Raw genomic sequence first — 14,379 nt, 5'->3', positions numbered from 1 at the left:
TGCCAATTGAATGGTGAACGGCCCTGAAAGGAGGCCGAGACGTGAGACGCCTTGGACTGCAAGACCGAAACCGTCGCTCGAGAAATCGAAGCGGACAAGGCACTTTAGTCACAAATCTCGGGCTGCATCGTTTTTACAGGAGAAACATGTAATGAATCCGATTACCCAACCGCTGGAGTTTCAAGCTGCGGCAATTCGCATGGCAGGCTATGCAATGGTCAACCAGATAAAGATCATGCAAATTGTGGCTCGTTCTGCGTTTGAACTGCCCATGGCACCTGTGCAAGCACTGCACTCGGCTGCATCAGCTCCTGCAAAACCGGTTAAAAAGACGACGGTCAAGGCCAATGCTACCGCACCGCGCGTGTCAAATTCAGCGGCCCAAAAGACCGCTGTTGCGAAGAAACCGGTAAAGAAGGTTGTTGCGGTTACACCGAAACCCGAACCCAAACCCAAACCTGCAGAGTTTTCCGCGAAGCCACGCGCCGCCGCCACCCCTAGGGTTGAAACTGCAGTGAAAGCCAAACCAGCACCAAAACCGGCACCGCAGCCAAAAACAGAAACGAAACCGGCTGTATCTGGTGCCAATAACGTTAAGCCGGTTGCACGGAACTCGACCCCCGCCGCGTCTTCCTCGGGTGCAGCAGCCCCGGTGAAAAAACCTCGGGCCCGACCTGCGGATTCCGCGACCAAGGCGCCCTCCGCACGGTCCAAAGCTGCTAAGACGCTTGAAAAAACCGAATCGACCCGAGCAAAACCCGCGCCCCGTACGCCCAAGGCAACATCTCCGAAGCAAGCGCCTTCTGCTACGCAGCCAAAACCCGCGGCAGCGGTAGAGCAATCAAAACCGCAGGCGCGCAAAACCCGGTCGCCGTCGAATCCACCCGCGATGCCGGGGGCAGATACCAAAACAGACGCGTAATCCGGGATCATCTGCTTGACACGGTCGGGCTGGCGCGCCAACGCTGCGCGTTATGATGGATCTTCGCCCGGTCGGATATGTGATTGGCTTGCTGGTCGCCATTCTTGGGGCGACCATGCTGTTTCCTATGCTTGCGGACATCATCGAGGGTCGCGGCGAATGGAATGTCTTCCTGGAAAGCGCGATCATCACGATGCTGACCGGATCCGTTCTGGCGATGAGTTGTTCGAATGGCGTGGGCGAGGGGTTGACCATTCGGCAAACCTTTCTGTTGACAACAGGGGTCTGGGTTGCGCTGCCCGTCTTCGGTGCAATTCCGTTTCTGTTCGGTGAAACCGAGCTGCGCTTTGTCGATGCGTATTTCGAGGCGATGTCAGGACTGACGACGACAGGTTCGACCGTGATATCAGGGTTGGACACGCTGCCGCAGGGGCTTTTGTTGTGGCGGGGTATCCTGCAATGGCTGGGGGGTATCGGTATCATCGTTGTCGCCATGGTGTTCCTGCCGGAATTGCGGGTTGGTGGCATGCAAATCTTCCGATCGGAAGGATTTGAAACCATGGGAAAAATCCTGCCACGCGCGCAAGAGATTGCGGGACAGATTTCCCTGATCTACGTCTTTCTGACTCTTGTATGCGTGCTGGTCTATGCCGGGTTAGGGATGAGTTTTTTTGACGCGTTGGTGCACGCGTTCACGACGATGTCTACCGGCGGTTTTTCGAACTATGATGCCTCGTTTGGAACATTTTCAGGCCCGGCCGAATATGCTGCATCCGTCTTCATGATTTTGGCGGCTCTTCCCTTTGTGCGCTATGTCCAATTGGCCAATGGTCATACGGCGTCCTTATGGAAAGACAGTCAAATACGGGCATTTCTGGCGACCATTCTGGTTCTGGTTGTCATCATGTCAGTCTTTCTGACCTCGGTCTTTCCCCACCACTGGGAACAGGCGTTCCGCGAGTCGTTGTTCAATATCACCTCGATCATCTCGGGGACAGGATATGCCAGTGTCGATTACATGGGGTGGGGCAGCTTTCCGATCATGTTGTTTTTCCTGATCGGATTGATCGGTGGATGCGCGGGGTCGACGGCGTGTTCGATCAAGGTTTTCCGGTATCAGTTGCTGTTTGCCTCGATCAAAAGCCAGATCAAACGGATCAGGTCCCCTCATGGCGTGTTCATGCCGCTCTATGATGGAAGGCCGGTCGGACGGGACGTTCTGACCTCGGTGATGAGTTTTTTCATGTTCTTCGTTCTGTCGATGGGCGTGTTGTCCTGGGCGTTGGCACTGACAGGTCTGGACTTCATTACTTCCGTGTCCGGGGCCGCGACAGCGCTGGCCAACGTTGGCCCGGGTCTTGGCGATCAGATCGGACCTGCGGGTAATTTTGCAGGTCTCAACGATACGGCCAAATGGCTGCTGACAACCGGAATGCTGGTCGGGCGGCTCGAGCTTTTGGCCGTATACGCGATCTTCACCGTTCAATTCTGGAGAGGCTGATGAAAAGACCCCTTGGCGCGCAAATCTCGCATATGCTCAAGGATCGTGGTGTGGATGTGATTTTCGGCATTCCCGGTGTCCACAATCAGGAAATGTATCGCGGTATCGAAGAGGCCGGAATCACGCATGTTCTGGCCCGGCACGAGCAGGGGGCTGGCTTTATGGCTGACGGTTACGCGCGTGCGACCGGCCAGCCCGGCGTCGCCTATGTGATCACCGGTCCCGGTTTGTGCAACATCATGACCCCGATCGGACAGGCCTACAGCGACTCGGTTCCGATGCTGATTCTGTCCTCCTGTCTGAATGAAACACAGGCCGTCCGGGGCCAGTTGCACCAGATGAAAGATCAACGTGCCGCGGCCAGTACGGTTGCGGATTGGTCTCTACAGGCCGATTCCGCCGAAGCTGCCTATGGGCTGATAGAACGGGCGTTTGAAGAATTCGAGCTTTTGCGCCCGCGACCCAAGCACATTCAGGTGCCCATCGCACAGTTGGAGGCCGAGGCCGACCCGGCGCCGTTCCCCAACCAGCCCGCGCTGCGCACCAAAGCGTTGCCGCCTGACGTGTCATCGGTTGTGTCCATGTTGAACCTGGCCCGCAGGCCGCTGTTCATTCTGGGTGGGGGCTGCAAATCCAATGAATGGCGGCAGATTCTGACGCAGCTGGGGGCGGCGTGCTTTACCACCTATGCCGGACGTGGGCTGTCGGGCGCAAATTATCCGCTGGATTTCGGGTCCATGTTGCCGCGTCCTAGCAGTGCCGAGGTGATAGCATCGGCTGATCTGGTGATCGCGGTAGGGGCCGAGCTGGGCGAGGTCGATTTGTGGCGGCATGAGTTGGGGCACAAGGCGACCTTGATACGCGTTGATCTCGACCCCGAGGTTCTGTCTGATCGTCGCCGCGCCGCCATCAAGCTGCAAGTCGACAGCCAGAGCTTTGCCCGCGCCCTGTGGCACGCAACCCAGGACATGAAACCAGCAACGGGCTGGTCAGCCGAGGAAGTGGCCGACATGCGCGCCCGCTGGCGTGCTGAGGTGGATGCCGAGCGGCCGGGAATCGTGCCGATTGCAGACGCCCTGCGCGCGGCCATGCCGGCCGACACCATGATCTATTCGGACATGACGCAATTTGCTTACGTAGCAAAAGAGGTATGGGACATGGCCTATCCTCATCACTGGCATCATCCGACGGGGTTTGGCACTCTTGGCTATGGGTTGCCCGCCGGTATTGGCGGGGCGGTTGCCCGACGCCGCAAACCCACGGCCGTTATCGCCGGGGATTACGGGTTCCATTACACGATGCAGGAACTGGGCGTGGCGGTTGAACTGGGTTTGTCGCTGCCGATCATTCTATGGGACAACGGCAAACTGAAAGAAATCGAGGACAGTATGGTGCGCAGTCAGATCGCCCCCAATGCGGTCATGGCCCACAATCCTGATTTCTGCAAACTCGCCCAAGCCTTCGGTGCGCGCTCTTCAGCACCTTCGAATGTGGCAGAGATGCAAAGTGCAGTCCGAGCCGCATTCGATGCGCCTGTGCCAACCTTGATCCACGTGACACCTGACATTCTGTAACGAAAAAGCGCCGCACTTTCCTGCGGCGCTTTTTGTTGATGTGCTGTCGGATCAATCCCAGCAGCGAACCAGAACCGTCATCCCGGTTGCGCGCCGGTTCAACTCATTGGGCGAGATCCGTGTGGTTTCCTCGCTCGACTGACCGGCCACTCCGGCCTCTGCCAGAATTTCAGTCAACCGATCAACGGTGGCCGCAAGGCTGACCGAAGCGGGCAGGGTGCGCCCTTCGGACGGTGTGGGCAACAGCATTCCGACGACGTTGCCGCTGTCATTGAAAACGGGGCCGCCTGCGTCGCCGGGTTGGGCGTTCAACGCCAGACGCTTGACGCCCGCCTCACCTTTCAGCCCACGAACGTCAGCGACCTGCCCGAAGGTCAGAGAAGGGCCGCCTAATGCGCCCTCATAGGAATAGCCGGACACGGCCACCTCCGACTTGATACGCGGAATGGCGGCACTGAATGCGGCGACGCTCATGGGGGCGAGTGTCTTTGCAGGACGCAGGACTGAAACGCCAAGTTCAGGGTCTGTCAGGGCCAGTTGAACCTCCTGATCACCATCCAGCGTGATCCGCGTGCACCTGTCTGCGGCCTCAGAAACCGTCAGTACTGTCCCATTCTCATCCGCGAAGAAACCAGAACGTGTCAGTCGGGGCTTGCGGACCTGAAGGCCCGACACCAGATCAATGCGCTGTTCTGCGGATGCACCGGCGGCGGCATCCAGAACCGCATCCGTTGTGCTGAAGCTGGACTTCATCGCTGACAGAACTCGCAGGCGACGTGCCTCGTCTCCTTCGGGCCAGACAAGGGTGAAACCCTTGATTTTTCCATCCGCCAATTGCGCTTGCGTAAAGGACACTATGCCGTTGCCGCGCCCTACAAGGGTAAACCGGTCGCGGCCCAGCTCACGAGGGCCATTCAGCGGAACGATCTCAAGCGATTGCATCACCTCGTAAAGGGCGCGGAGCGTGTTCTTGTCTCCCTCCTGGCTGATCAGGAGCGCCTTGGCGTTCAGGTCAGAGATGCTTTTGAAATGTGCGAACGGGGCTTCATAACGATCAAGGCTCAGAGCGCCCAGAGGCATGTCGAGCACAATCCCGACCTTGTTGTCGGAATACCGCTCCATTCCGACAGAGATTAGCGGCGCGTTGTATTCATCCATCAGGGCCTTGCGCTGCAAAGTGGTCAGCACCCCCGTTGCATCAAACCCGTTATAGCGCTGCCAATCGCTCATCGAGCGGCGGGTGCCTTGCCCGAACGCACCATCAATGGTCGAGTTGTAAAACCCGGCCGCGCGCAGAGCCGTTTGCAGATCTTTGCGTTCCTGCGCGGTCAGCAGACGTTCGGACTGAAGCGCCTGTGCGCGGTTTTCATCCGAATTCTGAGGCGTGACCACTGCCGGGGCTTCTTCCAGTTGCGCCGCCGGTTCAATTGGTGCCGCGACGGTGCCACGGTTCAGTACATTTGCTCCGACGGGCCAGAACTGTTGTCCCATCGCACTGGAAAATGTGATGTAGCTGTCGCGCGGGATCTGGCCCTCGGTCTGATAAACGCGCAATACCTGTTCGGCGTCAGTGCGTGCATAAGGGCCGATCACGATTGCATACCAGCCGCTGTTCAGACGAAATCCGTTCACGTCCGGTAACGCGCCGGCATAGGCCTGTGCCCGCTCTTGTGCTTTGCTCAGCGAGGGCTGAGCCTCGATCTGGACCCAGACGCCGGGATCTTGTTGCGCGGTTGCGGCGCGCAGGCCGACCAGAAGAAACAATAGGATTATTGAAATTACGCGTGTCATAGTCTGCCCGTTTTATGCAGTGTTCGTGCTTTGGCACAGAATACGCGAATTCACTTGCGAAACGCCATGCCATGAATGCGGGGAATTTGCTGTGTGGCCCTGCAGATACAGGCTTGGCCCCAAGCCCCGTTGACGCCCCTTGGCCCCTTGCATAGGAAGGGCAAAACCGACCGGAACCGGGCGTAAAGGCGCCCAGAGGGAATGTCATGACCGAACCGACCAGCGCACCGCGTTCATTTCAGGAGATCATCCTGCGGCTTCAGACCTATTGGGCGTCAAAAGGCTGTGCGATTCTGCAGCCCTATGACATGGAAGTTGGGGCCGGAACGTTCCATCCCGCGACGACCCTGCGCGCGCTGGGGTCCAAGGCTTGGGCCGCGGCTTACGTTCAACCGTCGCGCCGCCCGACGGATGGGCGTTACGGTGAGAACCCGAACCGGTTGCAGCACTACTATCAGTATCAGGTACTGATCAAACCCAGCCCACCGGATTTGCAGGAACTGTATCTGGGGAGCCTGCAAGCCATCGGTATCGATATGGATCTGCATGACATCCGGTTCGTCGAAGATGACTGGGAAAGCCCAACACTCGGCGCGTGGGGCCTGGGTTGGGAAGTCTGGTGTGACGGAATGGAAGTAAGCCAGTTCACCTATTTTCAACAGGTCGGCGGACATGACTGCGCACCGGTATCAGGCGAACTGACCTATGGGCTTGAGCGTCTGGCCATGTATGTTCTGGGCATTGATCACGTGATGGACATGCCGTTCAACGATCCCCAGTCGCCCAGCCCTTTGACATACGGCGATATCTTCAAGCAGACTGAAGAGGAATACGCCCGCTGGAACTTCGATGTCGCGAACACCGAGGTCCTGCTGCGCCACTTCGAAGAGGCCGAAGTCGAGTGCGCCGCCATTCTGGCGCAGGAGGATGTGGACCCCAAGACTGGCAAACGCATCATCATGGCGCATCCCGCCTATGATCAATGCATCAAGGCGAGTCACATCTTCAACCTGCTGGACGCGCGCGGGGTAATCTCAGTGACAGAACGGCAGGCCTATATCGGGCGAGTTCGGGCGCTGGCCAAACAATGTGCGGATGCATTCGTGCAGACCGAGGCCGCCGGGTTTCAGGCCTGATGAGGCAATCAGGCCAATCCGGGCAAAAGTGCTTTGAGTCCGTCTGCGATCATGCTGACGGCAATGGCGGCAAGGATCATGCCCATGAAGCGGCTCATGATCACGCGCGCGTTGCTGGACAATCGTTCAGCCAGCCACGCGGCGTTCCAGAACGTGATCAGAAGCAGGCCAACTATGGTGAGGAATACTCCTGCATAAACAAAGGCTTCGACCGGAGTTTGGACCTGATGTGCATACAGGATCAGGGTGGTTATCGTGCCGGGGCCCACCAGGATAGGAAAGGCCAGCGGGTAAAAGGCCACAGTGTCTGGTTCGGGGTAAGCCTCCTTCTCTCCCTTCGTTCCGTGGTGAGAGGTGCTTTCGTTTCCGTTCAGCATGTTGAGGCCGATCATCATGACGACCAGGCCACCGGCGACGCGCAGGTGATTGACGCTGATGCCAAAAAGGCCAAGTGCTTGACTTCCAACCAGCGCAAAGGCACCACCAAGGATCAGGCAATAGATAACCGTCTTCACCGCAATCTTGCGCTGGTCGGCGGCAGGCAGGTCCTGAGTGACGCTCAGAAACACCGGCAGGTTGGTAACCGGGTTCATGATCGCAAACAATGCGCCGAAAAAACCGACAGCAAGCGTGGAATCCATGGTGTTGACCTCATTAATGCCTGTACTCGGATGAAACCTGTCCTATTTTACAAGAACTTGAAAGAGGCGGTTTAAGAGATGACGGGAAAACTGCTGGCAATTGTCCTGTTGCTGTCGGCCCTGGTCGCCGGGGCCGGAATGTATTATTTGCAGATCTACGGTTTCTACTATGAGGTCGAAGCGCAACCCGGTCAGGACGTGGTCCTGATGACGGAAGAAGGCGATACGCCCGTCCCGATCCCCTATTCAGAGTTTCAGGCGATCGACGCAGACAGTTCTCCGATCCGCTACCGCGGCTGTTTTGAAACGGATCTAAAACCGGATCAGATGGCCGGATTTATTCCTGTCGAAAACCCCGAACCATTGACCGCGCCGGGTTGGTTTGACTGTTACGACGCCGTGTCGCTAGGCGATGCGCTGAAATCAGGTCAGGCTCAGGCGTTCTTGGGTGTGAAAAACATCCATTTCGGCGTCGACCGGATTGTGGCGGTTGCCAAGGACGGCAAGGGGTATGTCTGGCACGCGTTGAACAATTGCGGTGAAAAAGCCTATGACGGTACGGTAGTGGGTGAGGAGTGCCCAAAACAGCCTGATAACTGAGGAAAACCATGGCCGACGCCGTTTTGATCCCGGACTTCATTACTGCAACTCTGGGATTTGCGGTGTATTTGATGGGTGCCCGGATTAACAGCAAAGTCGCGGTTCTTAGACAGTTCAACATTCCTGAACCGGTCACAGGCGGCCTTTTGGCCTCGCTCGTGGTCTTGCTTCTCTATCTCGTTGCCAATGTTGAGCTGTCATTCGAGTTGCAGACCAGGGACGCTCTGCTGGTTCTGTTCTTTGCCGGAATCGGATTGAACGCGCGGCTTTCTGACTTGATTGCCGGTGGTAAGCCTTTGGTGATTCTGCTGATTTTGACGCTTTTTACGATCGTTGCGCAGAACGTTATAGGCGCGGCGGGGGCTTCCTTGTTTGGCTATCCGGTGCAAGCTGGCGTTCTGTTCGGTTCGGCCGCATTGATTGGTGGACACGGAACCGCAATCGCATGGGCACCCGAAGTGGCCGGCGCAACGGGTCTGGACGGTGCAACCGAACTTGGCGTTGCTGTGGCAACGCTTGGTCTGGTGCTTGCAGCGCTGGTGGGTGGCCCCATCGCCCGTCTTCTGGTGGAAACACGAGGCCTGTCGCCGGACCGCCCTGACGAAGAACATACGGTCGGACTGCCGGAAAAAACGACCGCGGCCACCGAAATTGACCACATGACCATTATGCGCGTGCTGCTGCATCTGAACCTTGCGATTATTCTGGGCTATGCGCTGGGCGAGGCGATTTCGGCAGCGGGGCTGAAACTGCCGCTGTTTGTGCCCTGTCTGATCATGGGCATCGTGATCTCCAATGTCCGAGCGGCCATCGCTCCGTCGGCGCCGCCGGTTGCGCGTACACCGTCACTGGCATTGCTGTCTGAATTCGCTCTTGGTGCTTTTCTGGCAATGTCATTGATGAGCCTGCAGTTGTGGACCATCGCAGAATTGGGCATGGCAATTGCCGTGATCATGTCGGCGCAAACTCTGTTCACGGTCGTTTTCGTGATTTGGGTTCTGTTTCCCTTGATGGGCTCGAACTATCGGGGGGCGGTGCTGGCAGCGGGCTTCGGGGGATTTGCCCTGGGCGCCACACCCACGGCGATTGCAAATATGACCGCGGTAACCAAGCGATATGGGCCTTCGCCTATTGCCTTTATCGTGCTGCCCCTTGTATCCGCCTTCTTTGTGGATATCGCAAATGCCATCGTCATTCAGACGATCGTAAATTTCTAAGGACCGACAATGCCCGACTTGCTGATCGAACTGTTTTCCGAAGAGATTCCTGCGCGGATGCAAGCGCGAGCAGGTGAGGATCTGAAAAAGCGGATTGCCGATGGTCTGGTCGAGGCTGGCTTGACTTATTCAAGCGCTGCCACCCTGACGACACCCCGCCGTCTGACATTGGCGGTGGAAGGTCTGCTGGCGCAAAGCCCGACAATCCGGGAAGAGCGCAAAGGACCCAAGGTCGGCGCGCCGGACAAAGCGATTGAGGGTTTCCTGCGGGGCGCGGGCATGACCCGCGACCAATTGGAAGAGCGCGAGACTCCCAAGGGCGCCGTTTATTTCGCCACCATCGAGAAGGCGGGTCGTCCGGCCGCCGAGATCATTGCCGAAGTGCTGGAGGCCACCATTCGCAATTTCCCATGGCCCAAATCCATGCGTTGGGGCAGTGGCAGTCTGCGGTGGGTCCGTCCGTTGCATTCCATTCTGTGCATCCTGACCGATGACGCCGGGGCGCAGGTCGTTCCGATGGAGGTCGATGGCATCCGTTCCGGTGACACCACAGCCGGTCATCGTTTCATGGCCCCCAACCGGTTCCCGGTTACGTCTTTCGAGGACTATGCCGCCAAGCTGAAACGCGCATTCGTGATTCTGTCACCGGATGAACGCGCCGAGCACATCTGGAATGATGCGCAGAACATGGCTTTTGCCGCCGGTCTGGAAATTGTAGAAGACAAGGGACTGTTGGCAGAAGTGGCCGGTCTGGTCGAATGGCCCGTGGTTTTGATGGGCCAGATCGATGACGAGTTTCTGGAACTGCCGCCCGAAGTGTTACAGACCTCGATGAAAGAGCACCAGAAATTCTTCTCGGTGCGCAACACCAAGACAGGTCGGATCGAACGGTTCATCACCGTCGCCAACCGCGAAACCGCTGACAATGGCGCGACCATACTGGCGGGGAACCAAAAGGTGTTGTCGGCACGTCTGGCCGATGCCAAGTTCTTCTGGGAGAACGACCTGCGCATTGCCAAGTCGGACATCACCCAATGGACCCGTGCGCTGGAGAACGTGACCTTCCACAACAAGCTGGGCACCCAGGCCCAACGGATTGATCGCATCGCGGCGCTGGCCCGTGAACTCGCGCCGGTGACGGGCGCCGACCCGGATCAGGCCGAGAAAGCCGCGCGTCTGGCCAAGGCCGATCTGAGTTCCGAGATGGTCTATGAATTCCCCGAACTTCAGGGGCTCATGGGGCGTTACTATGTCGAAGCGGCAGGCGAAGACGCTGCCGTGGCTGCTGTGGCGCAGGAACACTATTCACCGCTGGGCCCATCGGATGACGTGCCAACCGCGCCGCTGTCGGTGACCGTGGCACTGGCGGACAAGCTGGATACGCTGACCGGGTTCTGGGCGATTGATGAGAAACCTACCGGGTCGAAAGACCCGTTCGCGCTGCGTCGAGCGGCGTTGGGTATTATTCGCCTGGTGTTGAATAACAACCTGCGTCTGAAGCTGGATCGATATTTTGACAGCCAACTGGTGCGCGCAGAAAGTGCCGCGAATGATGCGCTGGCGACCGATGATATCAATGCGTTGTTGGGTGAAATCGCGGACCATGGCGTCTTTGGTGCGGCTTTCCAGGCGGTCAAGGAAAAGCTGGCTAAGATGCCGAACGGCGACTTCCTGAGATTGGAGAAAAAGGTTCCCGATACGTCCGATGACCTTTTGTCCTTCTTCCACGACCGGCTCAAGGTCTTCCTCCGAGATGAGGGCATCCGCCACGACATCATCGACGCCTGTATTGCGAAGGATGGCAATGACGACCTCAATCTGCTGGTCAAACGAGCGCGCGCGCTGAATGCCGTGATCGCGACCGAGGATGGGGAAAACCTCGTGCAGGGGTTCAAACGTGCCAACAACATCCTGACCCAGGCCGAGGAAAAGGACGGAGTGGAATACTCCTACGGAGCAGATGTGAAATTCGCCGAGACCGACAGCGAGAAGGCGGTTTTTGCGGCTTTGGATAGGGCTCAGTCGCAGATCGATGTGGCTCTGAAGTCCGAAGACTTCCCAGCCGCTGTGGCCGCCATGGCTGCGCTGCGCGGACCTGTGGATGGGTTTTTTGAGGACGTTCAGGTCAACACCGACAATGACGTTGTCCGCCGCAACCGACTAAACCTGCTCAGTCAGATTCGGCAGGTTTGTTCCAGCGTGGCCGATCTGTCGCGGATCGAAGGCTAAAACCTCGGGCACGCAGCGATGCGTGCCCACAACGCCCTTGCACGAAGGGCGCAAGCGCTTATGCTGCACGCAAATCAAAAGGTGCTGCAGTGCAGAATAATCCGCATACCACGCTCATTACACCCGATGCTCCGGTCACGGCTCATACGCATGGCGGGCGGGCCAAATGTCTGCAACGACTGGTTCGACTGGACCTGCCGGTGCCCCGGACCGTCGCGTTGTCGTTTGATGCAGTCCACCAGATTGCGGAAGGCGATGTTCCGAACCTTGACGCGATCCTTGAGCAATTCGATCCGGCGACATTGCTGTGCGTCCGACCAAGTTCCGAAGATCCCGACTGGGGTGGGCCCGGTGCGGTTCTGAATATTGGTATGAATGATGCACGCTACGTGGACCTGTCCGATACCATGGGGGCAGAGGCCGCCGCAGCGCTGTATCGCAGGTTTGTTCAAAGCTATGCGATCCACGTGGCGCGGCTAGACGCGGACGTGTTCGATGACATCGACATGGATGGCAGCGAAGGTCTGCGCCATTCCTTGCGCGCATACGAAGATGAAACGGACGAAGCCTTCCCGCAGGACCGCGGTGAGCAGTTGATCGGGGTTTTGCGCTCGATGGCCCGCGCATGGGACGGGACATCCGCACGGCTGTTGCGGCAGGCCAAAGGCGCCCCCGCAGATGCTGGTCTTGGGCTTGTCATTCAAGAGATGATCCCAGGGGTCGGACAAGGTGAGTGCGGGTCAGGTGTGCTTCAACTGGTCGACTCCACCACCGGAATGCCGCAGATCACAGGGCGTTACCTGAGCCAGAGCCAGGGCCGGGATGCGCTGGGCGAAGATGTGGCAGCACTATTTCTTGAAAAAGACCCGCGTGGACCGTCGCTTGAAGAAGTCGCACCCAAAGCGTTTGCCGAGTTGAAGGAACAAGCCGCGTTGATGCGCAAAAAACTGCGCGAAGAAATGCAGGTCGAGTTCGTCATTCAAAACGGCAAAGTGCATATTCTGGATGGCGTCCGGGTTCAGAGAACTTCGCGCGCGGCGATGCGAATTGCCGTTCGTCTGGCTGAAGACGGGATCATACCGCCGCAGGAGGCGGTGATGCGTGTCGACCCCCACGCGTTGAATGAACTATTGCACCGGCAGGTCCATCCGGAAGCGCGGCGTGATGTGCTGACGACGGCCATCGGTGCCAGCCCGGGCGCTTCAACGGGAAAGATCGTGTTTACATCTGCAGAAGCGCAGGCCAGTGCCGCGCGCGGGGAGGCCTGTGTCTTGGTTCGCCGCGAAACCTCGCCCGAGGATGTGCGCGGGATGCATGCTGCCGTTGCGGTTCTGACTGAAAAAGGCGGGATGACCAGCCATGCCGCCGTGATTGGTCGTGGGCTTGGCCTGCCCTGTATCGTTGGCGCTTCTGACATCCGGTTCCAGACAAAACAGAAGATGCTAACTGCGCCCGATGGTCGTGTCTTCAAAACTGGCGATGTTCTGACCATCGATGGCAGCTCTGGACAGGTGCTGGCGGGGCAGCCTGCCATGCTTGAAGCCGCGCTGGATGATTGTTTTCAGACATTGATGGCGTGGGCCGATGCCGAGCGTGATATTGACATCCGCGCCAATGCCGACACACCGGCCGATGCGCAAACGGCGCGCAATTTTCAGGCGCAGGGGATCGGCTTGTGCCGGACAGAGCATATGTTCTTTGAGCCCGGCCGCCTGATCGTGATGCGCGAGATGATTTTTGCACAAACGTCGTCGGGCAGGGCGGCTGTGCTGGAACGTTTGCTTCCGATGCAGCGTGAGGACTTTGTTCAGCTGTTCAGAATCATGGAAGGGCAGCCCGTCTGCATTCGCCTGTTCGACCCTCCATTGCACGAGTTCCTGCCAACCACGCGCAGCGGTCAACGGGAATTGGCCGAGGCGCTGGATTTGCCGGTTTCCGATGTCGAGCGTCGGGTTGATGCGATGACCGAATACAATCCGATGCTGGGCCTGCGCGGTGTTCGTCTGGGTGTGACCGTGCCTGAAATCTATGACATGCAAGCGCGCGCGATCTTTGAAGCCACGCTGGATGCCAGAAAGAATGGTGCCCCCGTCGTGCCCGAAGTGATGATACCGCTGGTATCCGCTAAACGAGAGGTCGAACTGGTCAAGTCCCGCATTGATACCGTGGCGGCGGCGGTAGCGTCGGAACGAGGGCAGGAGTTTGAATATCGGCTGGGTGTGATGGTCGAAACCCCGCGCGCCTGTCTGCGCGCAGAAGAGATTGCCCCGCAGACCGCGTTCATGAGTTTCGGAACAAATGACCTGACGCAGATGACCTATGGTCTGTCCCGCGACGACGCTGGGCGCTTTATGTCGGCGTATGTTCTGCAGGGAGTGTTTCGGGAAGATCCGTTCCACGTTCTTGATCCGGATGGGGTAGGGGAACTGCTTAAGCTTGGAGCTGAGCGGGGACGAGCTGCGAAACCGGATGTGACCCTGTCTGTTTGCGGAGAACACGGCGGAAACCCCGAATCAATCGCCATCTGTCGCGATCTGGGGTTCGACTATGTGTCATGCTCTCCGTTCCGGGTTCCGGTCGCTCGGCTGGCTGCCGCTCAACTGGCGATTTCCTCCAGACTTGGGGGTTGACAGGGCCTGAAAACCCAAGGATTAGTGGGTTATCTGGACACTCGTAGGCGAAATTTATCTTCGCTACGGGCAAGATTCCACTTGCATTTTTTGAAAGACTGGACCTTTTCGCTAGATTGCGTTAGATGCCTCGTCGCG

10 protein-coding genes are annotated in these 14,379 nt (G+C 58.1%); 7 read left to right on the top strand and 3 right to left on the bottom strand.

The features are described 5' to 3' along the window. Nucleotides 1-207: 207 nt before the first annotated feature. Entirely contained in the window at nt 208-963 is a 756-nt protein-coding gene (locus AC2FEB_RS06735) for a hypothetical protein (RefSeq protein WP_496675063.1), read from the bottom strand. Between the two features lie 11 nt (nt 964-974). On the opposite strand from AC2FEB_RS06735, the gene AC2FEB_RS06730 reads away from it, so the two are divergent. Then, complete coding sequence (locus AC2FEB_RS06730; protein ID WP_299644524.1) at nt 975-2,423, top strand: TrkH family potassium uptake protein; 1,449 nt, start codon at nt 975-977, stop codon at nt 2,421-2,423. Then, nucleotides 2,423-3,997 carry a 5-guanidino-2-oxopentanoate decarboxylase gene (locus tag AC2FEB_RS06725; protein WP_496675066.1) on the top strand — a complete coding sequence of 525 codons (1,575 nt, stop codon included), beginning with the start codon at nt 2,423-2,425 and terminating at the stop codon, nt 3,995-3,997. The genes AC2FEB_RS06730 and AC2FEB_RS06725 overlap by 1 nt, the downstream gene beginning before the upstream one ends. Nucleotides 3,998-4,048: 51 nt before the next feature. On the opposite strand, the gene AC2FEB_RS06720 is transcribed toward AC2FEB_RS06725, so the two are convergent. After that, nucleotides 4,049-5,788 carry a serine protease gene (locus AC2FEB_RS06720; protein WP_496883922.1) on the bottom strand — a complete coding sequence of 580 codons (1,740 nt, stop codon included), beginning with the start codon at nt 5,786-5,788 and terminating at the stop codon, nt 4,049-4,051. A 206-nt stretch (nt 5,789-5,994) separates the two neighbouring features. Here AC2FEB_RS06720 and AC2FEB_RS06715 point away from each other — a divergent pair, with 206 nt between their 5' ends. Then, nucleotides 5,995-6,924, top strand: coding sequence for a glycine--tRNA ligase subunit alpha (locus tag AC2FEB_RS06715; RefSeq protein WP_117869338.1), 930 nt, complete (start codon nt 5,995-5,997; stop codon nt 6,922-6,924). Between the two features lie 8 nt (nt 6,925-6,932). Here AC2FEB_RS06715 and AC2FEB_RS06710 read toward each other — a convergent pair whose 3' ends face one another. Continuing rightward, nucleotides 6,933-7,565, bottom strand: coding sequence for a MarC family protein (locus AC2FEB_RS06710; RefSeq protein ID WP_496675070.1), 633 nt, complete (start codon nt 7,563-7,565; stop codon nt 6,933-6,935). A gap of 78 nt (nt 7,566-7,643) precedes the next feature. Between AC2FEB_RS06710 and AC2FEB_RS06705 the strand changes: the two genes are divergently transcribed. The 4 genes from AC2FEB_RS06705 to AC2FEB_RS06690 all read left to right on the top strand — a co-directional run bounded on the left by AC2FEB_RS06705 (nt 7,644) and on the right by AC2FEB_RS06690 (nt 14,241). Next, nucleotides 7,644-8,165, top strand: a complete 522-nt coding sequence (locus tag AC2FEB_RS06705; RefSeq protein ID WP_299896108.1) for a DUF6446 family protein — start codon at nt 7,644-7,646, stop codon at nt 8,163-8,165. An 8-nt stretch (nt 8,166-8,173) separates the two neighbouring features. Beyond that, complete coding sequence (gene gltS, locus AC2FEB_RS06700; RefSeq protein ID WP_496883921.1) at nt 8,174-9,382, top strand: sodium/glutamate symporter; 1,209 nt, start codon at nt 8,174-8,176, stop codon at nt 9,380-9,382. Between the two features lie 9 nt (nt 9,383-9,391). Beyond that, nucleotides 9,392-11,611, top strand: a complete 2,220-nt coding sequence (gene glyS, locus AC2FEB_RS06695; protein ID WP_496675074.1) for a glycine--tRNA ligase subunit beta — start codon at nt 9,392-9,394, stop codon at nt 11,609-11,611. An 89-nt stretch (nt 11,612-11,700) separates the two neighbouring features. Continuing rightward, the gene (locus AC2FEB_RS06690; RefSeq protein WP_496883920.1) at nt 11,701-14,241 is read left to right on the top strand and encodes a putative PEP-binding protein; all 2,541 of its coding nucleotides are present in this window, start codon (nt 11,701-11,703) and stop codon (nt 14,239-14,241) included. The last annotated feature ends 138 nt before the right edge of the window (nt 14,242-14,379 follow it).

The organism is Ruegeria sp. YTSC106 (assembly GCF_059609765.1).
The sequence above is the reverse complement of the archived record's forward strand: the minus strand, read 5'-3'. Positions and strand labels throughout refer to the sequence as shown.

Excerpts from the sequence above, each read along its gene's own strand:
- glyS (WP_496675074.1), top strand. The coding sequence starts at position 9,392 with ATGCCCGACTTGCTGATCGAACTGTTTTCCGAAGAGATTCCTGCGCGG.
- AC2FEB_RS06710 (WP_496675070.1), bottom strand. The coding sequence starts at position 7,565 with ATGGATTCCACGCTTGCTGTCGGTTTTTTCGGCGCATTGTTTGCGATC.
- AC2FEB_RS06705 (WP_299896108.1), top strand. The coding sequence starts at position 7,644 with ATGACGGGAAAACTGCTGGCAATTGTCCTGTTGCTGTCGGCCCTGGTC.
- gltS (WP_496883921.1), top strand. The coding sequence starts at position 8,174 with ATGGCCGACGCCGTTTTGATCCCGGACTTCATTACTGCAACTCTGGGA.
- AC2FEB_RS06715 (WP_117869338.1), top strand. The coding sequence starts at position 5,995 with ATGACCGAACCGACCAGCGCACCGCGTTCATTTCAGGAGATCATCCTG.
- AC2FEB_RS06720 (WP_496883922.1), bottom strand. The coding sequence starts at position 5,788 with ATGACACGCGTAATTTCAATAATCCTATTGTTTCTTCTGGTCGGCCTG.
- AC2FEB_RS06730 (WP_299644524.1), top strand. The coding sequence starts at position 975 with ATGATGGATCTTCGCCCGGTCGGATATGTGATTGGCTTGCTGGTCGCC.
- AC2FEB_RS06725 (WP_496675066.1), top strand. The coding sequence starts at position 2,423 with ATGAAAAGACCCCTTGGCGCGCAAATCTCGCATATGCTCAAGGATCGT.